The organism is Spirillospora sp. NPDC049024 (genome assembly GCF_040649235.1).
In the GTDB taxonomy this organism is placed as follows: Bacteria; Actinomycetota; Actinomycetes; order Streptosporangiales; family Streptosporangiaceae; genus Spirillospora.
On sequence record NZ_JBEZFD010000008.1, the window covers coordinates 221,121 to 242,476 of the forward strand.

At 75.1% G+C, this 21,356-nt stretch carries 17 protein-coding genes; 6 read left to right on the forward strand and 11 right to left on the reverse strand.

Annotation, left to right across the window (positions count from 1 at the left end; genetic code table 11):
• Nucleotides 1-53: 53 nt before the first annotated feature.
• Genes AB0C21_RS17485 through AB0C21_RS17500 form a run of 4 tightly spaced genes read right to left on the reverse strand, consistent with a single transcriptional unit; the run spans nt 54 to nt 4,174 of the window.
• Nucleotides 54-917, reverse strand: coding sequence for an SDR family oxidoreductase (locus tag AB0C21_RS17485; protein ID WP_500205162.1), 864 nt, complete (start codon nt 915-917; stop codon nt 54-56).
• Between the two features lie 20 nt (nt 918-937).
• Complete coding sequence (locus AB0C21_RS17490) at nt 938-1,783, reverse strand: MaoC/PaaZ C-terminal domain-containing protein (protein WP_500205164.1); 846 nt, start codon at nt 1,781-1,783, stop codon at nt 938-940.
• Nucleotides 1,780-2,955, reverse strand: a complete 1,176-nt coding sequence (locus AB0C21_RS17495) for an acyl-CoA dehydrogenase family protein (protein WP_500205166.1) — start codon at nt 2,953-2,955, stop codon at nt 1,780-1,782. Before AB0C21_RS17495 ends, AB0C21_RS17490 begins: the two co-directional genes overlap by 4 nt.
• Nucleotides 2,956-2,995: 40 nt before the next feature.
• Nucleotides 2,996-4,174, reverse strand: a complete 1,179-nt coding sequence (locus tag AB0C21_RS17500; protein ID WP_500205168.1) for an acyl-CoA dehydrogenase family protein — start codon at nt 4,172-4,174, stop codon at nt 2,996-2,998.
• 130 nt (nt 4,175-4,304) lie between these two features.
• On the opposite strand from AB0C21_RS17500, the gene AB0C21_RS17505 reads away from it, so the two are divergent.
• Nucleotides 4,305-5,492: a lipid-transfer protein gene (locus tag AB0C21_RS17505; RefSeq protein WP_500205170.1), complete on the forward strand. Its 1,188-nt coding sequence runs from the start codon at nt 4,305-4,307 to the stop codon at nt 5,490-5,492.
• Between the two features lie 20 nt (nt 5,493-5,512).
• Nucleotides 5,513-6,358 (forward strand): SDR family NAD(P)-dependent oxidoreductase, encoded by an 846-nt coding sequence (locus AB0C21_RS17510; RefSeq protein WP_500205172.1) that lies wholly within the window; start codon nt 5,513-5,515, stop codon nt 6,356-6,358.
• Here the strand turns inward: AB0C21_RS17510 and AB0C21_RS17515 are convergent.
• Nucleotides 6,334-6,999, reverse strand: a complete 666-nt coding sequence (locus tag AB0C21_RS17515; RefSeq protein WP_500205174.1) for a TetR/AcrR family transcriptional regulator — start codon at nt 6,997-6,999, stop codon at nt 6,334-6,336. The two genes, AB0C21_RS17510 and AB0C21_RS17515, sit on opposite strands and share 25 nt — an antisense overlap.
• Before the next feature lie 81 nt (nt 7,000-7,080).
• Here AB0C21_RS17515 and AB0C21_RS17520 point away from each other — a divergent pair, with 81 nt between their 5' ends.
• Together AB0C21_RS17520 and AB0C21_RS17525 are read left to right on the forward strand one after the other, a co-directional pair.
• Nucleotides 7,081-7,512, forward strand: coding sequence for a type II toxin-antitoxin system Rv0910 family toxin (locus tag AB0C21_RS17520; RefSeq protein ID WP_149256961.1), 432 nt, complete (start codon nt 7,081-7,083; stop codon nt 7,510-7,512).
• A gap of 80 nt (nt 7,513-7,592) precedes the next feature.
• The gene (locus AB0C21_RS17525) at nt 7,593-9,236 is read left to right on the forward strand and encodes an AMP-binding protein (RefSeq protein ID WP_500205175.1); all 1,644 of its coding nucleotides are present in this window, start codon (nt 7,593-7,595) and stop codon (nt 9,234-9,236) included.
• Nucleotides 9,237-9,249: 13 nt separating this feature from the next.
• On the opposite strand, the gene AB0C21_RS17530 is transcribed toward AB0C21_RS17525, so the two are convergent.
• The 4 genes from AB0C21_RS17530 to AB0C21_RS17545 are packed head-to-tail and all read right to left on the reverse strand — an operon-like array spanning nt 9,250 to nt 14,335.
• Nucleotides 9,250-11,457, reverse strand: coding sequence for an MMPL family transporter (locus AB0C21_RS17530; RefSeq protein WP_500205177.1), 2,208 nt, complete (start codon nt 11,455-11,457; stop codon nt 9,250-9,252).
• Nucleotides 11,451-12,203, reverse strand: a complete 753-nt coding sequence (locus AB0C21_RS17535; protein ID WP_500205179.1) for an LmeA family phospholipid-binding protein — start codon at nt 12,201-12,203, stop codon at nt 11,451-11,453. The genes AB0C21_RS17530 and AB0C21_RS17535 overlap by 7 nt, the downstream gene beginning before the upstream one ends.
• A gap of 36 nt (nt 12,204-12,239) precedes the next feature.
• Nucleotides 12,240-13,637 carry a sensor histidine kinase gene (locus tag AB0C21_RS17540; protein WP_500205180.1) on the reverse strand — a complete coding sequence of 466 codons (1,398 nt, stop codon included), beginning with the start codon at nt 13,635-13,637 and terminating at the stop codon, nt 12,240-12,242.
• Nucleotides 13,634-14,335 carry a response regulator transcription factor gene (locus AB0C21_RS17545; protein WP_149256956.1) on the reverse strand — a complete coding sequence of 234 codons (702 nt, stop codon included), beginning with the start codon at nt 14,333-14,335 and terminating at the stop codon, nt 13,634-13,636. The genes AB0C21_RS17540 and AB0C21_RS17545 overlap by 4 nt, the downstream gene beginning before the upstream one ends.
• Nucleotides 14,336-14,535: 200 nt before the next feature.
• Here AB0C21_RS17545 and AB0C21_RS17550 point away from each other — a divergent pair, with 200 nt between their 5' ends.
• A complete protein-coding gene (locus tag AB0C21_RS17550; protein ID WP_500205182.1) occupies nt 14,536-14,940 on the forward strand; it encodes a hypothetical protein in 405 nt (134 codons plus the stop codon).
• 10 nt (nt 14,941-14,950) lie between these two features.
• Here AB0C21_RS17550 and AB0C21_RS17555 read toward each other — a convergent pair whose 3' ends face one another.
• Together AB0C21_RS17555 and AB0C21_RS17560 are read right to left on the reverse strand one after the other, a co-directional pair.
• The gene (locus AB0C21_RS17555) at nt 14,951-15,781 is read right to left on the reverse strand and encodes a hypothetical protein (protein ID WP_500205184.1); all 831 of its coding nucleotides are present in this window, start codon (nt 15,779-15,781) and stop codon (nt 14,951-14,953) included.
• 537 nt (nt 15,782-16,318) lie between these two features.
• A complete protein-coding gene (locus AB0C21_RS17560) occupies nt 16,319-17,707 on the reverse strand; it encodes an FAD-binding oxidoreductase (protein ID WP_500205342.1) in 1,389 nt (462 codons plus the stop codon).
• 208 nt (nt 17,708-17,915) lie between these two features.
• Between AB0C21_RS17560 and AB0C21_RS17565 the strand changes: the two genes are divergently transcribed.
• Nucleotides 17,916-21,356 (forward strand): ATP-binding protein, encoded by a 3,441-nt coding sequence (locus AB0C21_RS17565; RefSeq protein WP_500205186.1) that lies wholly within the window; start codon nt 17,916-17,918, stop codon nt 21,354-21,356.

The window sequence follows — 21,356 nt, forward strand, 5'->3', positions numbered from 1 at the left end:
CCCGCCCGGGGTACTTGGCGGCGGTGACCGCCGAACGCCCTCGGAAGGGGGGATCAGCCGAGCATCCGCCGCACCAGATCGATGGTCCAAGGGCCGTCGGTGGTGTGCTGCTCGCCGAGCCGCCAGTTGACCGCGGGCGCGATCATCCCGCCCTGGACGGCGAACAGCTGCCCGGTGAGGGGGCAGTCCGCGGCGGCCAGGTAGGCGACGAGGGGGGAGACGTTGGCCGGGTCGAAGGCGTCGAATCCCTCGTCGGGCGCGGCCATCAAGGCGGCCGTGCCGGGTGAGGCGGTGGTCAGCCGGGTGCGGGCGACGGGGGCGATGGCGTTGACCCGGACGCCGTAGCGGCCGAGTTCGGCGGCGGCGACCAGGGTCAGCGCGGCGATCCCGGCCTTGGCGGCGCCGTAGTTGGCCTGGCCGGGGTTGGGCAGGAAGGTGCCCGAGCCCGAGGCCGTGTTGACGACGGCGGCGTTCACCGCCTCACCCGCCTTGGAACGGGCCTTCCAGTGCTCGGCGGCGTGCCGGAGCACCCCGAAGTGGCCCTTGAGGTGGACGCGGATGACGCTGTCCCATTCCTCCTCGCTGAGCTGGGCGATGAAGCGGTCCCGAAGGATGCCGGCGTTGTTGACGACGACGTCCAGGGCGCCGAAGGCGTCGACGGCCTGCCGGACGAGGGCGGCGGCGCCGTCCCAGGTCGCGACGTCGTCGGTGTTCGCGACGGCCTGGCCGCCGGCGGCGTTGATCTCCTCGGCGACCTGCTTGGCCGGGCCGAGGTCGGACCCGCTGCCGTCGCCGGTGCCGCCGAGGTCGTTGACGACGACCCGGGCGCCCTCGCGCGCGAACAGCAGCGCGTGCTCGCGGCCGATGCCGCGGCCTGCGCCGGTGATGACGGCGACGCGGCCGTCCAGTGCTCCCATGGTTGGTGTCCCTTCCGGTGTCAGGAGATCTCGGCGAGGCCGTCCTTGATGACGACGTCGCCGGAGCTGGAGGTGGTCTGGAACGCGAAGGTCCCGGGGGCGGTCTCGTGCAGGGCGGTGGTGATGTCCTGGCCCGGCAGGACCGGCTTGGAGAAGCGGACCGCCAGCCGCCGCAGCCGCGTGGGGTCGCCGCCCGCCGCGGCGGCCACGACCGCGCGGGAGGTGAACGCCATGGTGCACAGGCCGTGCGCGATGATGCCGGGCAGGCCGGAGGCCTTGGCGACCTCCTCGTCGAGGTGGATGGGCATCGGGTCGCCGGACGCCTCGGAGTAGCGGAACGTCTGGTCGTCGTCGATGTGCTGGGTGACCTCGGCGAACGGCTTCTCACCGGTCAGGGCGGGCGGGAATCCGTGCGGGGGCGCCATCACCCCGGCCGACTCGGCGGCGGTGAAGCCGCGGAAGAACGACGTCATCCACTGCTGGTTGACCGGTTCCCCGTCCGAGGTGCGGGTCTCCACCTTGATCGACACGGTGGTGCCGGACGGCTTGGCGGCGTATCCGGTCGGCTTGGCGCGCGACACCAGGGTCATGCCGGGGACGATCGGCCGGTGGAAGCGCATGTCCTGCTCGCCGTGCACGACGAACGGCAGGAGTTCGCCCGGAGCCACCGCCAGCACCGACGGGATCAGCCCTTGGAAGACCGGCACGATGGCGAACACCGGGGGCGCCAGCTCGCCGGAGGCGTGCAGCGGGTGGTCGTCGTTGGTGGCCTCCGCGTAGGCGACGGTCCGCTCCCGCTCGACCTCGAACTCGAACGGCTCGGACCACACGCCGAGCGCCTCGGCGTTGAACTTCGGATCGCTCATGGGTCTCTCCTCTGAAGACGGGCCCCGCCGAGGCGGGCGAGGGCTTCGGGGGACGGTTCGAAGGCGCCGGCGAGCAGGTCGAGGGCCACGCGTTCGGCGGCGAAGCCCTCGCCCCCGTACAGCAGCCGCGACAGCAGCGCCCGCCGGTAGAACAGGTGGGCGTCGTGCTCCCAGGTGGCGCCGATGCCGCCGTGCACGGCGATGCACGTCCTGGTGGCGTATCCGGCGGCGTGCTCGCCGGCCACGCGGGCGCATCCGGCGGCCCGGGTGAACTCCTCGGGGGCGTGCTCGGCGGCGTAGCCGGCGTAGTACAGCAGCGCCCGCACGTTCGCCCCGTACCTGAGGATGTCCACGAGCTGGTGCTTGACGGCCTGGTAGGAGCCGATGGGCCGGCCGAACGCCGACCGGTCCCGGGCGTACCCGACCGCCATCTCCTGCACGGCCTCGCAGACGCCGAGCGCCTCGGCGGCCGTCAGCGCCTGCGCGAGGTCCCAGGCCCGTTCCAGGTCGGACGGCTCGGCCGCCGGCGGCGCCGCCTCCGCGCCGTCCAGGGTGAGATGTCCGAGCGGGCGGGTGGCGTCACCGCGGACCAGCGGCTCGACCTTCACGCCGCCCGCGCCCGCCTCGACGAGCACGGCGGCCACCCCGTCGGGCCTGCGGACGGGCACCACGAGCAGGTCGGCGCCGGGCAGGTCGGGGACGAACGCGACGCGCCCGGTGACGCGGCCGCCGTCGAGTTCCGGCAGCGGCCCGTACGGCCTGGCGGGGTCGCCGGTCTCCACCAGGAAGGGCTCGTCGGCGACGGGCGGGCGGGCCGGGACGTACACGGCGCGCCGCCGCCCGGACGCGAGGGCGGACAGGTCGGCCCCGGCGGCGTGCAGCACCGACACGGCGGCCAGGTGGCCGACCAGTCCGGTGGCGGCCAGCCGGCGCCCGCACTCGATCAGCACCAGCATGGCGTTCAGCGCGCCGAGTTCGTGGCGGCCGTCCTCGTCGGCGAGCAGCCCGGTCCAGCCGCCGCGCACCGCGACGTCCCAGGCGGGCGCCTGGCCGGCCTCGCCGGGGCCCCCGTCGAGCCCGGCGCGGGCCGCCGCGAGGGTGTCCGTGCGGGCCAGCGCCTCGCGGGCGGCCTCGCACAGCATCTCCTGCTCCTCGGACAGTTCGAAGTTCACGGTCTCTCCCGTTCGGTGGCCGGTGGGGACGCGGGCCGGGTCACGAGGCCAGGTCCTGGAAGGGCACGTCCTTGTCGGCGCGGGGCTCGGCGGGCAGGCCGAGGACGCGTTCGCCGATGGTGTTGCGCAGTACTTCGTGGGTCCCGCCGCCCGAGCGCAGCCCCTGGAGCTCGTGCATGAGCCGTCCGGACGGCCCCTCCAGGGACTCCGGCCCCAGCAGCTCGAACTGCAGGAGCAGCCCCTCCATGGCCGCGTCGATCAGCGTGATCTTTCCGAGCCCCGCCTCGGGGCCGGGGACCCTGCCCCGGTCGACGGCGGTGAGCGCCCGGTAGGCGGTGTAGCGGAGCGCGTAGAGGTCGGCGGCCAGCCGGCCGAGGCGGCGCAGCACGTCCGGGCGGCGGACCTCGGCGGTCCCCACCAGCGGCCCGAGGAACGTGTCGGGGCCGACGCCGACCTGGTCGATCGCGGTCAGGAGGGTGAAGCGCTCGTACATCAGGCAGGTCATCGCCACCGTCCAGCCGGCGCCGACCTCGCCCACCACCGCGTCCGCGCCGAGCGCCACCCCGTCGAGGAAGACCTCGTTGAAGCCGGCCTCACCGCCGATCTGCCGGAGCGGGCGGACGGCGACGCCGGGCGCGCGCATCGGCACGACGAACATCGTCAGGCCGCGGTGCTTGGGCACGGCGGGGTCCGTGCGGGCCAGCAGCAGCCCGAAGGCGGCGTGCTGGGCGTTGGTCGTCCAGACCTTCTGGCCGTCGAGCCGCCAGCCGCCGTCCCCGGTCCGGGCGGCGCGGGTGCGGACGGCGGCCAGGTCGGAGCCGGCCGCCGGCTCGGAGAACAGCTGGCACCACATCTCCTCGGCGTGCAGCAGCGGCCGCAGGTGCCGCTCCTTCTGCGCGGCCGTGCCGTGCGCGATCAGCGTGGGGCCGAGGTTGCCGACCCCGATCATGTCGAGCACGCCGGGCAGGCCCGCCGCGCCGAGTTCGGCGTTGACGATCGCCTGCTCCATGGGGCCGAGGCCCTGGCCGCCGTACTCGCGCGGCCACATGATCCCCGCGTAGCCGGCCTCGGCCAGCCGCCGCTGCCAGGCCCGGAAGCCCGCGACGTCCGCGACGTGCAGGCCGGGCGCCTCCGCCGGGGCGTGGCGCGCGTTCTCCCGGAGCCAGCCGCGCAGCCGCGCCCGGTAGGCCGCCCGTTCGGGGGTGTCGTTGAGGTCCACCTGTCCTCCCTCGGCATTCGTTGGCGAGCAGGATACATACCGAGCTGAACTTAAATACAGTCTTGACTGTTTTTCTTTTGCCGGCCTACTGTCGTCCCGCCGGACAGCGGCAGGGACGCGAGGGAGAGCGATGAGCGTCAGGACATACGTCATCGGCGTCGGCATGACGAAGTTCGAGAAGCCGGGCAGCCGCGACTGGGACTACCCCGACATGGCCCGCGAGGCGGGCACCAAGGCGCTGGCCGATGCCGGCGTCCCCTACGACGAGATCGGCCAGGCGTACGTGGGCTACGTCTACGGCGAGTCGTGCGCCGGGCAGCGCGCCGCCTACGAACTCGGGCTCACCGGGATCCCGGTGGTGAACGTCAACAACAACTGCGCCACCGGGTCCACCGCCCTGTACCTGGCCCGGCAGGCGGTGCGGCTCGGGGCGGTGGAGTGCGCGCTGGCGCTGGGCTTCGAGAAGATGAAGCGCGGCTCGCTGGCGATGACCTACGACGACCGCGCCCAGCCGACGCTGCGGCACTTCGAGTCGATCGCGACCAAGTACGACTTCACCGGGGCCCCTCCGGCGCCGTGGATGTTCGGCGCCGCCGGGCGCGAGCACATGGAGCGCTACGGGACCACGGCGGAGCAGTTCGCCAAGATCGGCCACAAGAACCACCGGCACTCGGTGAACAACCCGTACGCGCAGTTCCAGGACGAGTACTCGCTGGAGGACGTCCGGAACGCGCCGATGGTCTACGAGCCGCTGACCAAGCTGCAGTGCTCGCCGACCTCCGACGGCGGGGCCGCCGCGGTCATCGCCGGGGAGCGGTTCGTGGACGCCCACGGTCTGTGGGACCGGGCCGTCGAGATCGCCGGCCAGTCGCTGGTCACCGACACCCCCGCCAGCTTCCGCGGCGACGCCATCGACGCGGTCGGCCACCAGATGACCAAGAAGGCCGCCGACCTCGCCTACGAGCAGGCAGGCGTCGGTCCGCGCGACGTCCAGGTGGTCGAGCTGCACGACTGCTTCTCGACCAACGAGCTGATCACCTACGAGGCGCTCGGCCTGTGCGGGGAGGGGGAGGGCGGCGCGCTCGTCGACTCCGGCGACAACACCTACGGCGGACGGTACGTCGTCAACCCGTCCGGCGGCCTGATCTCCAAGGGGCACCCGCTCGGCGCCACCGGGCTGGCCCAGTGCGCCGAGCTGACCTGGCAGCTGCGCGGCGAGGCGGGCAAGCGCCAGGTCGAGGGGGCCGCCGCGGCGCTCCAGCACAACATCGGCATCGGCGGCGCGGCCGTCGTCACCCTCTACCGGCCGGCCCGCTGAGCGGCCCGGCGGAAGGCGTGATGGCGATGCCGGAGCAGTCGCTGGTGGCCGTCACCGGAGGCGCCCGCGGGATCGGCCGGGCGACGGCGGCGGCGTTCGCCGCCGCCGGAGCCCCGGTGGCGATCGGGGACCTGGACGGCGCGCTGGCCGAGCGCGCGGCCGCAGAGCTGGGCGGCCGGGCCGTCGGGCTCCGCCTCGACGCCGCCGACCCGGACTGCTTCGCCCGCTTCCTGGCGGATGCCGAGGAGCGGACCGGGCGGCGGCTGCGGGTGCTGGTCAACAACGCGGGGATCATGACCACCGGCCGCTTCCTGGACGAGGCCGACGCGACCGCCGACCGGATGGTCGACGTCAACCTGCGCGCGGTCCTCATCGGCTCGCGGCTGGCCGCCCGGCGGCTCGTCCCCGCCGGGCGGGGGCACATCGTCAACGTCTCCTCGATGGCGGGCAGCGCCGGCTTCCCCGGCCTGGTCACCTACTGCGCGACCAAGTACGGCGTGCTCGGGCTGTCGGAGGCGCTGCGGGCGGAGCTGCACGGCACGGGCGTGGGCGTCACCGTGGTGCGCCCCGCCGTCGTGCGCACCGAGCTGTCGGCCGGGGTGGCGGTGCCCCGGGGGATGCGGCGCCTGGCCACCGTGGAGCCCGAGGACGTCGCGCGGGCGATCGTGGCGGCGGTGGGCCGGAACACCCCGGACGTCTGGGTGCCCGCCGCGTTCGGGGGGCTGATGCGCCTGACGCTGGCCTGCCCCCGCCCGCTGCGGACTCCGCTCGCCCGCGCCGCCGGGCTGGGCCGGTTCGCCATCGGCGCCGACCCGGCGGCGCGCGCCGCCTACGACCGCCGCTACGGGGCCGGGGGCTCCGGATGACCGGCGTCCCCAGCCCACCGGTCGGTGATCAGGCGGAGCCGCTCCTTGGCATGGGCCCAGCGCGCGGCGGCCCGCTCCGGCGGGCCCGGGTTGACGAAGTCGAGCATCCGCAGGCCGCGGATCGCGTCGAGGACGAGGTAGAGGTCGCCGCGGAACCCGGGGTCGGCGGCGTCGCGGCCCAGCATGCCGCCCAGCTCGGCGACGCTGTCGAGGACCATGCGCTCCAGCGCGGAGACGTGCTCGCGCAGGTCCGGGTCGGTGCGGGCGGCGTTCCACAGCTCCATGGACGCCTCGAACAGCGCCCCCTGATGGGCCTCCCACAGGACGTCCAGGAGTTCGCCCGCCCAGTCGTCGCCGCGGGGCAGCCGGCCCGCGCCCCGCCGCTCCCGCAGCTGCTCGGTCCGCTTGGCCGCCAGATGCCGGACGGCGCCGATGACGAGGTCGTTCTTGGTCGGGAAGTGGTGGACCTGGGCGCCTCGCGAGACGCCGGCCCGCTCCACCACCCGGGTCGTGGTGGTGCCGTGGTAGCCGTACTCGACCAGGCAGTCGACCGTCGCGTCCAGCAGCGCCCGGCGCGTGGCGGCGGTGCGCTCCTCCTGGGTGCGGTGGGTGCGGGCGGGTCTTCCGGTCGGCGCGGGCATGCGCCGGAGTCTAACCCAGAAACAAACAGGCCGAACTGAATGTAATACCGGGCGGCGCCGCCGCCCGGAAAGGAGAGCACGATGCCGAAGGCGACCATCAGCGCCGACCTCGCCCCCGCCCCCGAGCGGATCTGGGAGGTGCTCGCGGACCTGCCCCGCATGCCCGAGTGGTTCGCGATGCACGAGAAGTTCGTCACCGAGCCGCCCGCGGCGGCGAGCGCCGGGGCCGCCTTCAAGCAGGGCGTGAAGATCATGGGCATGCCCGGCGACGTGGAGTGGACGGTCGAGACGGCCGACGCGCCGAACCGGCTGGAGATGTCGGGCAAGGGACCGATGGGCATCACGCTGCGGACCGCCTTCACCGTCGAGGCGTCCGGCACCGGGTCGACCGTCACCTGCGACATGGAGTTCAGCGGCGGCATGCTCGCGGGCCCCCTCGGGATGTCGGTCCAGAAGGAGGCCGCCAAGAACACCGAGGAGTCGCTGGCCAAGCTCGGCGCCCTCGCCGCGTGACCCGGGGGCGCCGCGGGCGTGCCCCGCGGCGCCCCGCACCGCTGGACGCCCCCCGCCGCCTTGGAGAGGAGACGGACGCGATGATCGGCATCTCCGCCGCACTGGACGGCGCGCACGCCCTCCGGGTGCTGCACCGGACCGGAATGATCAGCCTGCCGGCGCTCGGCGGGCTGCCCGCCGCCTGGCGGGACGTGCGCCGCTGGGGGCCGGTCGCCGGGGCGATCCGCATCGCCGCGGCTCGCACCCCGCACCGGACCGGACTGGTCGACGACCTCGGGCCGCTGACGTTCGCCGACCTCGACCGGCGCTCCGACCTGCTGGCGGGCGCCTGGACGGACCTGGGGATCGGTTCCCGCGACGTGGTCGGCGTGCTGTGCCGCGACCACCGGGGGCTGGTGGACGCGGCCCTGGCCGCCGCGAAGCTGGGCGCCCGGCTGGTCCTGGTCAACACGGGGCTCGCCGGACCGCAGGTCGCCCAGGTCGCGAAGGGCGAAGGGCTGACGGTCCTCGTCCACGACGACGAGTTCGGCCCCGCCGCCGCGTCCGTCCCGCCGTTCGTCCGCCGCTTCACGGCCTGGACGGACGGCGAGCGGGGAGCCGGCGGGCGGCAGGCGCCTCCCGCCCTGGAGTCGCTGATCGCCCAGGCGCCCGCCCGGACGCTGCGGCCGCCCGCCCGGACCGGCGGCGTCGTGCTGCTGACCAGCGGCACGACCGGCGCTCCGAAGGGCGCGCCGCGCCGGGTCGGGTCGCCGCTGGTGATCGCGCAGCTGCTCGACCGCGTGCCGCTGCGCGTCGGCGAGTCGACCCTCATCGCGGCCCCGCTCTTCCACGGCACCGGGTTCGCGCACCTGATGGTCGCGTTCGCCTTCGGGTCCACCGCCGTCGTCAGCCGGCGCTTCGACGCGGAGGCCGCCCTCCGCGCCCTGGAGCGGCACCGGTGCAGCGCCGTGATCCTGGTGCCGACCATGCTGCGGCGCATCCTCGACCTCGGCCCGGATCCGCGGTCCCGGCACGACCTGTCCGCGCTGCGGATCGTGTTCGTGGCCGGCTCGGCGCTGCCGCCGGACCTGGGCGACCGGGCGATGGCGGCGTTCGGCGAGGTCCTCTACAACCTGTACGGCTCGACCGAGGTCGCCGTCGCCGCCGTGGCGACCCCGGCCGACTGGCGGGCCGCCCCGGGGACCGTCGGCCGCCCGCCGCACGGATGCCGGGTCCGGCTGTACGGCGAGCGGGGGCCGGTCGCCCGCCCGGGGGAGCGCGGCCGGATCTTCGTGGGCAGCGGCCTCGGCTTCGCCGGATACACCGACGGCCGGAGCCGGGAGACGCGCGACGGGCTGCTCGACACCGGGGACGTCGGCCACTTCGACGCCGCCGGGCGGCTGTTCGTGGACGGCCGCGCCGACGACATGATCGTCTCGGGCGGGGAGAACGTCCACCCCGGTGAGGTGGAGGACCTGCTCGCCGCGCACCCCGGCATCGTGGAGGCCGCCGTCGTCGGCGTCCCCGACGCCGAGTTCGGGCAGCGGCTGCGCGCCTACGTGGTGCCCCGCGACGGCGCCGGGCTGACCGGCGCGGACGTGCGCGCCCATGTCAAGGCCAACCTGGCCCGCCACAAGGTGCCCCGGGACGTGCTTCTCGTCGCCGAACTGCCCCGCAACGCCACCGGCAAGCTGCTGCGCCACCGCCTCCTCGGCCTGCCAGGAGAGGCGGGGGAGAGGCGGTGACGGGCCGGCCCGCTCAGGGCAGGCCGGCGGTCCGGGGACGGTCGCCTGACTCGCGCCGCCCCGCCGCCGGCGGCGGGGCGTCCGCCACGGGCGGGGGCGGGGCATGGGAGCCGATGCCGGACTGCGGGAGCACCCGGTCCAGCCACCCGGGCAGCCACCAGTTGGCGCGGCCCAGCAGGACCATGGCCGAGGGCACCAGGAGCCCGCGCACCACCGTGGCGTCCACGGCGACCGCTACGGCCATGCCCAGCCCGAACATCTTGATCACCGGGTCGTGGTGCGGCAGGAACCCGGCGAACACGCCGACCATGATGAGCGCCGCCGCGCTGATGATCCGACCGGTGGCGGCCAGCCCGCCGGAGACCGCGCGGCGGTCGTCCCCGTGCCGCAGCCACTCCTCCCGGACGGCCGTCAGCAGGAACACCTCGTAGTCCATCGACAGGCCGAAGAGCACCGCGAACAGCATCATCGGGACGTAGCCCTCGATGGGCACCGGCCCGTCCAGGCCGAGCAGCTCCACCCCCCAGCCCCAGGTGAAGACGGCGGTCAGCGCCCCGTAGGCGGCGCCGATCGAGATCAGGTTCATCACGGCGGCCTTGACCGCCACGACCGGGGCGCGGAAGGCCGGCAGCAGCACCGCCGCGCACAGCGCCAGCACGACCCCGATGATCAGCGGCATCCGGGAGCCGGCCCGGTCGGCGAGGTCGGCGTGCGCGGCGACCGGCCCGCCCACATGGACCTCGGCGCCCGCGGCGGGCAGCGCCCTGATCCTCCGGACGAGATCGGCCGTCGCCGGGTCGGCGGGCGCCGTGTCCGGGGTGACGCGCAGGACCGCCGCCGTCCCGTCCGCGCCGAGCCTCGGCGCGGAGACCGCGGCGACCCCCGCGGTGCGGCGGACCGCGTCGGCGAGCCCGGTGATCCTGGCGTCGTCCGGGCCGGCGGCCTTGGTGGCGGGCACCGCGACCACGGTGAGCGGTCCGTTGGAGCCCGGCCCGAAGCCCTCCGCCATCAGCTCGTAGGAGCGCCGCGGCGCGCTGCCGGCCGGGTCGGAGCCCGCGTCGACCTGGCCCAGCGTCATGGCGGTGACCGGCGCGGTCAGGACGGCCAGCAGGGCCGCCGCGCCGATCAGCACCCGCCAGGGGCGCGCGGTCACCCGTCCGCCGAGCCGCTCCCACACCGCCGACGGAGCGTGCGAGCCGCCCCGCCCGCGGAGCACACGCAGCGCGTCGATCCGCCCGCCCAGCACCCGCAGCACCGCCGGCAGCAGCGTCACCGCGACGGCCACGGCGACGGCCACGACGAGCGCCGACGTCCACGCCAGGGTGCGCAGCACCGGCACGCCGCCGAGCAGCAGCCCGCTGAGCGCGATCACCACGGTGGCCCCGGCGAAGACCACCGACGCGCCGGAGGAGGTGACGGCCGCGCGCACCGCCTCCGGGACCCCCGATCCCCGCGCGAGCAGTGTCCGGTAGCGGCTGAGCACGAACAGGGAGTAGTCGATGCCGACCCCCAGCCCGATCATCGTGGCGAGGGTGGCCGCGACCGGCGGTATCGCCGTGGCGTGCCCGAGCAGCCCGACGGCCCCGACCCCGCAGACCAGCCCGGCCAGGGCCATCGCGATCGGCAGCCCGGCCGCGACGGCGCCGCCCAGCGCCGCCAGCAGCACCACGACCGCCACCACCAGGCCGCCGGCCTCCCGGGCGGCGCCGCCCGACCGTTCGGCGGCCTCCGCCAGCCGCCCGCCGGGCACCGTCTCGACGCCGGCCGCGTCCAGCGGGGCCGCGGCGTCCTCGATCCGGCGGACCAGGGCGCGGTCCACGTCGCGGGCCCGCACGTCGAGCGCGATGGTCAGGTAGCCGGTGCGGCCGTCGGCGGAGACGGTGCCGGCCTGCCGCGAGGCCGGGGTCGCCTTCCGCACGTGCGGGACGGCCTCGATCCGCTCGGCGGCCCGCGCCATCGCGTCGCGGCGGGCGGGGTCCTCCAGCGTTCCGGCGGCGGCGTGCAGCACCAGCGTCCCGGACGCGTCGTCCGCCTCGCCCGGGAAGGCCTTCGCCTGGACCTCGGCCGCCCGCTGGGCGTCGCTGCCTGGAAGGGACAGGGAGTTCTCGGTGGGCCGCCCGAAGACCAGCACGGCCGCCGCGACGGCCCCGATCAGGACGAGCCAGACGGCGATCACCGTCCAGGGGCGGCGGGCGCACATCGCGGCCACGAGCCTCAGCACGCGCGGCCCTCCTTGCCCTTCCCGCCGGCGGTGAGGCTGACGTCGTCGGCGGTCATGCCGATCCGCACCCCGTCACCGGTCACCTCGGCCGACGAGTAGCGCAGCCCGGCCGGCAGCTCCGGCAGCTCCCGGCCCAGTTCGGGCTGCTCGGGCAGGCGCTTCATGAGCTGCTCGGCGGGCACCAGGCGGCCGAGCACCTTGACGTAACGGGGCCGGAAGTCCAGGCTGCGGCCGCTCAGGCTCGGCTCGGCGAGCACGGTGACCGGCAGCTCCATGCCCGCTCGCGCGACCCGCGTCTCGACCGCCAGCATGCCGTTGTCATAGCCGAGCCCCTGGACGCGGGGCGCGTCGCCGTCCCCGCCCTTGCCGGCCAGCATGGAGTTCAGCGACGAGAAGGAGACGACCGCGTCGGCGGTGACCCGCTCGACGGCGGCCTTGCCGCCCGACGCCTGGCGCACTCCGCGCAGGCGGGCGTCCAGGCTGCTGACGGTCAGCTCGCCGCGCCGCACGTTCCGCGCGGATATCCGGACGTCGTCGAGATGGCCGGAGAGCCCCTGCGGCAGGAACGGGAAGCCGCCGAGCACGACCTGCGGCCGGTCGGCGGTGTGCAGGTAGCAGCCGGCCCGGCCGGCCAGCCGGTCCGCGGCCCGGTCGGCGGCGAGCCGGTCGGCGGTGCACGCCAGGGCCAGCGGCAGGACGGCGACGGCCGCCACGACGGCCGTCCGGCGAGAGGGTCTGGGAATCATGGCCCCACCCGACCAGCCGGATCTCAGAGCCCGTCGTCAGGACGATGAGAGATCGTTCAGAGGTCCGTGGGAGGGCAGCCGGACCCGGACCGTGGTGCCCTTGCCGCGGGTGCTCTCGATCCCGGCCGACCCGCCGTGCGACCGGGCGATGGCGGCGACGATCGGCAGCCCGAGACCGCTGCCGGACGCCCCGCCGCGGGCTCCCGCGCCCCGGTAGAAGCGGTCGAACGCCCGCGCCACCGCCTCCGGCGGCATGCCCGGCCCCTCGTCGGACACCTCGACCACCGCCGTCCCGGCCTCCGCCAGCACCCGCACCGTCACCGGGGTCCCCGGCGGGGTGTGGGCGCGGGCGTTGCCGAGCAGGTTGGCCAGCACCTGCCGCAGCGCGTCCTCGTCGCCGACGATCTCGCAGGACTCCGGCGCGCGCAGCGTGATCGGCCGGTCGGGCTCGACGGCGAGGGCGTCGGAGACGGAGTCGGCGGCGACCGCCGCGAGGTCCACCGGCCCGGGCCGCGGGATCGGCTCCTGGTCCAGCCGGGCCAGGTACAGCAGATCGTCGACGATCTTGGACATCCGGGCGGCCTCGTCGTCGGCGCGCCGCACCGCGTCCGGCCGGTCGGCCAGCGTCACCACACCGTGCCGCAGCATCTGCAGGTAGCCGCGCACCGAGGTCAGGGGGGTGCGCAGCTCGTGGGAGGCGTCGGCGACGAACTCCCGCAGCCGCTCCTCCGAGCGGGCGCGGGCCTCGATCGCGGTCTGGATGCGCGCCAGCATCCCGTTCACCGCGATCGACAGCCGCCCGGCCTCGGTGCGCGGCGAGGAGACCGGCACCCGGCGGTCCAGGTCGCCGTCGGCTATCGCGCCCGCGGTCTCGGTGATCGTCTCCAGCGGCCGCAGCCCGCGCCGGATGACCAGCCGGGCCGCGCCGGCCAGCAGCGCCAGCACCGCCAGCCCGGCCAGCGCCTCGATCAGCAGCAGCCGCCGCACGGTCTCCCCGACCGGGCGCAGCGGCAGTCCGATGACCGCCGTGGCGCGGCCGTTCGGCGTCGTGAAGGACACCACGCGGAACCGGCCCGCGCGCCCGGCGTCGACGTCGGCCGGGGCGGAGGTGCCGGCGGCCGGGGCCGGAGGCGCCCGTTCGCTGAGCACCCCGGGGGCCAGCTCGGGCGGCCCCCCGATCCCGCTGATCGCGCCGTTCTCGCGGCGGATCTCCACGACGTACTCGGTGGGCGCCACCGCCGTCCGCAGTTCGTCGCGGGATCCGTACCGGACCACCGCGTTCTGCCGCGCCACGATCGCGGCCGCGCGCAACTGGCCGTCGACCCTGCCGACCAGGTACGAGCGCAGCGCCAGCGTGCTGGTGGCCCCCGCGACCACCAGCGCGCCGGCGGTGAGCACGACGATCGCGATCAGCAGCCGCGTCCGCAGCGTCACCTGCCGCCCGCCCCGCCCTCGCGCAGGACGTACCCGAACCCCCGCTGCGTGTGGATCAGCGGCGGGCCCAGCGGATCGAGCTTCTTGCGGAGGTAGCCGACGTAGGTGTCGACGACGTTGGAGGTGCCGCCGAAGTCGTAGTCCCAGACCGCGTCGAGGATCTGGGCGCGTGACAGCACCCGCCCCGGGTTGCCCATGAGGTAGCGCAGCAGCTTGAACTCGGTCGGGGAGAGGCGGACCTGGGCGCCGCCGCGGCGCACCTCGCACAGGTCCTCGTCCAGCTCCACGTCGGCCACTTTCAGGACGGCCCCGGGAGGCGAGTCCTCGGGGGCGACCCGCCGCAGCACCGCCCGCACGCGCGCGAGCAGCTCGTCCAGCGCGAACGGCTTGGTCACGTAGTCGTCGCCGCCGTAGGTCAGCCCTGAGACCTTGTCGGCCCGGCCGTCGCGCGCGGTCAGGAAGACGATCCCGAACCGGTGGCCCCGGCCGCGCAGCGTCCGGCACACCTCCAGGCCGTCGATGTCGGGCAGCATCAGGTCCAGCACGATGAGGTGGGGGTGCTCGGCCTCCGCCCGTTCGATGGCCCCGGCGCCCGTGGACGCGGTGGTCACCTCGAACCCGTGGAAGGCCAGCGCGGTCGCCAGGACGTCCGCGATGTTCGGTTCGTCGTCGACGACGAGAATCTTCTGACCAGGCATGACGCGCCCATCAAAGCACGCTTCGATGAGAGAACCCTGTGAGCGCCGGCCGCTGCCGGTCCCGAGTGCGGCCCGGCCGAGCGCCGCGAATATGCATAATCGCATTTTTCGGGCGAATTGCGAGCAATTTGACCGCGACTTTCTCTTTGAAGATCGCGAAATGATTGACCCGCGGCGGGACGCAGTTCTACATTGGCCGCATGAGGCGAGCATTGCTAGTAACGGGGGTCGCGGCTCTGGCCCTCGCGGGGGCGGCCAATGCAGCCGACGCGGAAGTCCCCGCGTCTCCGGAGGGCGCGACGGCGCATTCGATCCCGGTCGCCGGTAACGACGCCCGAGAGGTCAAGTGCTATGTCCACACGGACAAGAGGCGCGGCTACACGTTCCGCGTCCGCAAGGCGCCCAGAACCAGTGCCGGCGTTATCGTCCAGTATCACGGCAAAAAGCTTATCGGCTGGAAGCACGGGGCCAATTGCCCGCAGGTCGAGGGGGGCACCTACCGGTGCTCGGCCGGGGAGCCCAAGGACAACCAGTGGCTGGTGGTCAATTACAAGGGCCGCAAAGGCTACATCGCCGCCGCCTGCACGGGCGGCATAGGCGCCTGAACGCGGGAGGTCAGGGGCCTTCGCGGCGGAGGACGAAGTACTCCTCCGGATCGCCGTCGTCGGTTCCGGCTCCTACCGAACCGACCGCCCACAGAGTGCTCGTCCCGGGCACAGGGGCGAGGTCGGACCGGTTGACGCGATTGAGGTCGTCCTCCGCGGAGGCGCCGGTCATCAACTGCGGGCCGTACTCGCGAGTCCATGCTTTCCCGTCGTAGTGCAGGAAAAGCATCTGGTTCCTGTGGTCGAGGTCGACTCCGCTGAGCCACACGTCGTTCCGGTCCTTGCCGATGGCCGCGACTCCGCGGAGTTCGCCGATTCTGAGGGGCACCTGAACCCGGGACCATGCCGAGCCGTCCCAGTGCATTGCCAAAGGGCGCTCGCAGTCGTCCCCGTAGCAGTGGAGGAACCCGACCGCCCATACATCGGACGGTGAGACCTGCCATATCCCGGTCAGTTCGCCCTGCGGAACGCCGAGCACCTGCTGCCGCACCGGTCCCTTGCCGTCGAGTGCCTCGTGGTAGACCAGCGGCCCCTGCGGAGCGTTCTCGTCGCCCGCAGATCCGACGGCCCAGAGTTGTCCGTCCTTGACGCTGACCGCGTTGAGTTGCCCGAGCCCGCCGCCGATCCCCGTCCGGACGTGCCGAAAGGCCTGCCCGTCCCACTCGGCGACGACCCCGCCGTCCCGGCCGGACCCGGCGAACCACGCCTTGCCGCCCGTCGCGGTCACATCCGCCAGGTGATAGCCGTCCCGGTCGCCGAACGGACGGTGGTCGCTCCAGCGCAGCCCGTCCCAGTGGGAGGCGAACGCCGGGCTCGGCCCCGCGTACGCCGCCCCGGTCATCCACACGTCATCCGGACGCGCGGCGCTGAGCCCCGTCGCGAAAGGCCCCTTGCCGCCACTGGCGGCTCGCGGTGGCAGAGCCTCACGCCAGCGCTGACCGTCCCAGTGCAGGAGAACGGTCGCACCCGAGTCGTTCTCCCGGGCGTCCTGGTATCCGAGAGCCCACGCGTCCTGGGGGCCGGTCGCGGAAACGTCGATCAGGCCCGAGTCTCCAGCCAGTCCGCGGCCCGGGACACGCGCCCACGCGGCCGAGACCGGAGCCGGCCCGGACGGCGCAGCGGATCCCGGCGCGGCCGCGCCACCTGGCGGCCGGCGGACGGACGAGCCGGCGCACGAGCAGAGAGCCGCAAGAAGAATCCCGGCGACCGCGACCCTTGCGGCACCTCCGGCGATCATGGCGCTCAACCGTACAGCAACCCCCGGCAGCCCGAACGGCGCTCGACGACGCGCGCTCCACCCGCGCCGAGAGGCGATCCGTACGGGCGGGCACTGCGTCCTGGAGGAGCCGGGCGGCTCCTCCAGGACGATCGCCGCTCGTTAACCGAGGGTGGAACCCGGGACGCCGAGTGAGTGGCCGAACCGGAACATCCCGGTCGGGTCGTAGACGGCCTTCAACTCCGTGAGGCGCCGGTGGACGTCGGCCGCCCAGACGGTCGCGACCTGCTCGGGGGCCGTGGCCGCGCCCTGGAAGTTGAGCAGCGCGCCGCCGGTCGTCCACGGGCGGACGGCGTCGAGGACGCGTTCGCCGAGCGGCCGCACCAGGGCCTCCATTTCCTGCGGGGGCGGCGGGGCGAGCACGAGCAGCGAGTACGCCGCCCCGCGCCCGCCGACCGCGTTGGGGACCCGCGGCGCGCGGGCCACCGCGCCGCCGAGGTGGCGCACCTCGACCATGTGCGGCGGGAACTCGGCGCCCGGTCCGGCCGTCTCCAGCAGCGCCTGGACCGCCTCCACGGTCAGCTCGCGGAACAGCGCGCCCCGCTCCCACACGGGCATCGGGTCGGTCGGGTCGTTGTGGATGGAGCCGATGGCCGTGTACGGCATCACGCCGACCGTGTCGATGATCGCCGGGGCGACCGACCGCATCGGCGCGAGCAGCCGCTCGCCCTCGGCCTGGTCGCCGACGTGGGCGACGCGCAGGTGGACGACGAACCGGCCGCGCAGCGGCGGCGGCAGCTCGTCCACGGGCGGCAGCCGGAGCAGCGCGACGGACGTGGTGGTCGACTCGGGCAGGTCGCGGGACCACTCGCGGTAGGCGTGCAGGACCCACGACGCGTCCTCGCCGGCGTAGAAGATCCCCCCGCCGTACAGGCTCGCGACCGGGAAGAGGTCGATCGTCATGGCGGTGACGACGCCGAAGTCGCCCTTGCCGCCGCGCAGGGCCCAGAACAGGTCCGGCTCGGTGTCCGCGTCCGCGATCCGCTTGCGGCCGTCGGCGGTCACCACCTCCAGGGACCGGACGTGGTCGGCGGCGAAGCCGTAGGTCCGCGCGATCGGTCCCAGGCCGCCGCCGAGCGTGTAGCCGACGGCGCCGACGGCGGGCGCCGAGCCGCAGAGCGGGGCGAGCCCGAACGGCGCGGCGGCCTCGATCACCTCGCCCCAGGTGGCGCCCGCCTCGACCCGGGCGGTCCCGGCGGCCGAGTCGACGGCGACGGCCCGCATCCGGCTGGTGTTGACGACGAGCGCCCCCTCCACGGGGGCGACCGAGCCGTGTCCGGTGGCGTGGACGGCGACGGGCAGCCCGTACCGCCGGGCGAACCCGACCGCCGCCGCCACGTCGGCCGCGCCCGTCGCGCCGACGACGACGGCGGGGCGGTGCCGGACCGTCAGGTTGAACGGCGCGACCTCCCGGTCGAGGCCGGGGTGGCCGGGGGTGAGGACCGGGCCGAAGACCTGCTCGCGAAGGCCGTCGAGGTCCGGGAGGGACATGGTGGTCACGGTGATCTCTCCTGTTCGGGATCTTCTCGGCGGTGCCGAGCGGCGGGCGGCGCATCTGTTCTCGCAGGCGGCACTTGGGGCACCCTTTCGGGTGGGTTACATTTGGCCTGTTCGGTGCGGTTTAGGCCGGACACAAGCCGTCCTTAAGCGGCGGCCGGGCGGCCGGCACGGGGGACACGGGGCACCACGGCGGGGGCGGGTGGAAGGCGATTTCGAGCGGGGGGCCGGCGCTGCCACCGGGCCGCCGCGGTTCCGGGTCCTGGGGCCGCTGGAGGTGACCGACGCGGCGGGCGCGCCCGTCGTCGTGGGATCGGGCAAGCTGCGCGCGCTGCTGACGCTTCTGATCGCGGACGCCAACCGGGTCGTGTCGGTCGACCGGCTGATCGACCGGCTGTGGTCGGGTGAGCCCCCGGCCTCCGCGGTCGGGACGCTCCAGGTCTACGTCTCCCAGGCGCGGCGGCTGCTCGACCCGTCCCGCAAGGCCCGCGCGGGCACCGGCGCGATCGTGACCCGTCCGCCCGGGTACCTGCTGAGCGCGGCGGACGGCGAGGTCGACACCGAACTGTTCGCCGCCCTGGTCGCGGACGGCGAGCGGCTGGTGGAGCGGGCCGCCCACCCCACCGCACTGGAGGCCGTCGACCGCGCGCTGGCGCTGTGGCGCGGCCGTCCCTTCGCCGACGTCGCGGAGGACCCCGACCTGGCCGGGCAGGCCGAGGCCATGGCGGAGCTGCGGCTCCGCGCGCTCGACTGCAGGGCCGCCGCGCTGCTCGGATGCGGCCGCCCGGACATGGCCGCCGCGGCCGCCGAGGCGCTCGTCCGCGAAGAGCCGCTCCGTGAGCGGTACTGGGCGCGGCTCATGCTCGCCGCCTACCGCGACGGCAGGCAGGCCGACGCGCTCAAGGCGTACCAGGACTGCCGCCGGCTGCTGGACGAGGAACTCGGGCTGGTCCCGGGGCCCGAACTGGACGACCTGCAGAGCGCGATCCTGCGCCGCGACCCCTCACTCGGCGAGGTCGCCACCGCGGCCCCCGTCCAGAGGGCCGCCTCCGTCCCGGAGGCCGCCTCCGTACTGGAGGCGCGGACTCCGCCGGCCGTCCCGCAGCCCGTACCGTTCGGAAGCACTGAGCAGACGGCCGGTGCCGACGTCGAGCCGGCGGCGCCGCAGGCCGCGGGTGCCGTGCCGGGGCTCGTCGGACGCGAACGCGAGCTCGGCGAGCTGCGGGCCGGGATCGAGGCGGCCCTCCGGGGCACCGGGGCGATGGTGCTGCTCGAAGGCGAGGCGGGGATCGGCAAGACCACGCTCGCCGAGGCCGCCGCGCGGCTCGCCCGCGAGCGGCACATGAACGTGGTGTGGGCGCGGGCGGTCGAGGACCTCGGAGCCCCGCCCTTCTGGCTCTGGGAACAGGTGCTCCAGGAGCTGGGCGTGGAACGTCCCGCCTTCGCGGCCGGCGCGGATGACCGTCCGGCCGGCCTCGCCGCAGGCCGCGCGGCCACCCGGACCCAGGACCTCGCGATCGAGCGCTTCCGCCTGCTGGAGGCCATCGCCCGCGCGGTCGTCGAAGCCGCCCGCACCGGTCCGCTGCTGCTCGTCCTGGACGACCTGCAATGGGCCGACGCGGGATCGCTGCAGGCGCTGCGGCTGCTCATCGGGCGCCTGCGGGGCCTGCCGTGCGGCGTCGTGGCGACGTGCAGGTCCACCGACGCGCTCGACCCGGCGGCGCTGGAGGACACGCTCGCCCTGCTGGGACGCGAGCGCGCCGTCCACCGGCTCCCGCTGTCCGGGCTCTCCGTCACCGAGATCGAGACCCTGCTCGGCGGGCACGGCGAGGGGCTCCCGGACGCGGCGGCGGTGCGGGAGCGCACCGGCGGGAACCCGTTCTTCCTCGCCGAGCTGCTCCGGTTCCACGACGACGCGGACGGGCGGTCCCGGTCGCAGGTGCCCGCCACCGTCCGGGACGTCGTGGAACGCCGGTTCGAGCGGCTGCCCGAGCGCACCCGCGTCCTGGTGCGGCTGGCGGCGCTCGCGGGCGCCGAGATCGACGTCGGGATCCTCGCCCACGCCGTCCGGATGGAACCGGCGCAGGTGGTGACCGCGCTGGAGCCGGCGCTGGACAGCGGGCTGCTCCGGCACGACGAGGAGACGTGGAAGTGGCGGTTCGTCCACGACATCTCCCGGGACGCGCTGGCGGCGCGGCTGGCCCCCGGCGAGCGGACGCAGCTGCACGCGCTCCTCGCCGACGCCATCGAGGCCGTCCACGGCGGGGACGGCCGCCTGGACGACCTGGCGCGGCACCGCTTCCACGCCGCGGGCGGCACCGCGTCCGAGCCCGCCTTCCGCACCTGCTCCCGCGCCGCCGACGAGGCCCGCAGGCGGCTCGCCTTCGACCAGGCCGCCCGGCACCGCGAGCGGGCCCTGGCGGTGCTGCCGCCGGGCGGGCGCGGGGAGGACCGCCGCTACCGGACGCTGATCACCCTCGTCGAGGAGCTGCGGCTCTCGGGCGACGTGCGCGGCGCCGACGCGGTGCTGGACGAGGCGGTGGAGATCGCCCGGCGGGCCGGGGACCGGGAGCGGCTCGCCGACGCGGTGTCGATCCTGGGCGGGGTGACGCTGTGGAACTGGCGCGCCTACGGCACCGTCGACCCCGGCTTCGTCGCGCTGCTGCGGGAACTGATCGCCGAGACGCGCGACCCGCGCCGGCGTGCGGAGCTGCTGGGCACCCTGGCCGTCGAGCTGTACTACGGCCCCGAGCGCCCGGAGGGGGAGCGGCTGGCCGAGGAGGCGGTGGAGATCGCCCGGCGGCTCGGCGACCCGGTGCTGCGCGGCCGGACGCTGAACAACTACGTCATCGCCTCCTGGGTCCCGGAGCGGGAGCCCGCCAGGATCGCCGCGCTGGAGGAGTCGCTCGCGCTCGCGGGCGCCGGGCTGCCGGCCGACACCGAGGTGATCGCGCGCATGCACCTGCTCTCGGTGCATCTGAAGTTCGGCCGGATCGCCGAGTACGAGGACGGCCTGGAATGGTCCGGGCGCATGGTGCAGAGCCTCGGCATCCCCGAGCTGGAGCTCCAGCACACCTACCAGGAGGCCGGGTACGCGATCTTCCGCGGCGACGGCGACACGGCCCTCGAACTGATCGAGCAGGCGTACCGGCAGCACCGCCGCACCAGCGTGTGGGGCGCGCAGTGGGCCCGCCTCATGCAGCTCACCGTCCTGGACCGGACGAGGGGGCGGGTCCCCGGCCGGCTGGACGAACTCCTCGCCGCGGCGCCGCACGCGGAGAACACGGCGCTGCGCCCCACCGCCGTCCTGGCGCTGCTGGACGCGGGCGAGCGGGAGCGCGCCGAGCGGCTGCTCCGCCGCTGGGGCCTCGACCGGGTGCCCCGCGAGCGGACCTGGGCCTCGGACTTCGAGCACGGCCAGCTCGGGGAGATCGCCGCCGTACTCGGGACCCCCGACCCGGCGGCCATGTACCGGCTGCTGCACCCGTACCGGGACCGGCTCCAGGTCGTCGGCTCGGCCCTGGCCTGCGCCGGCTCCAACCATGCCGTCCTGGCGAAGCTCGCCCAGCGGATCGGCCGCCCGGACGCCGCCGCGGAGCACCTCGCGCGCGCCGCCGCCGCGCCCGGCCCCCGAACCCCGTGA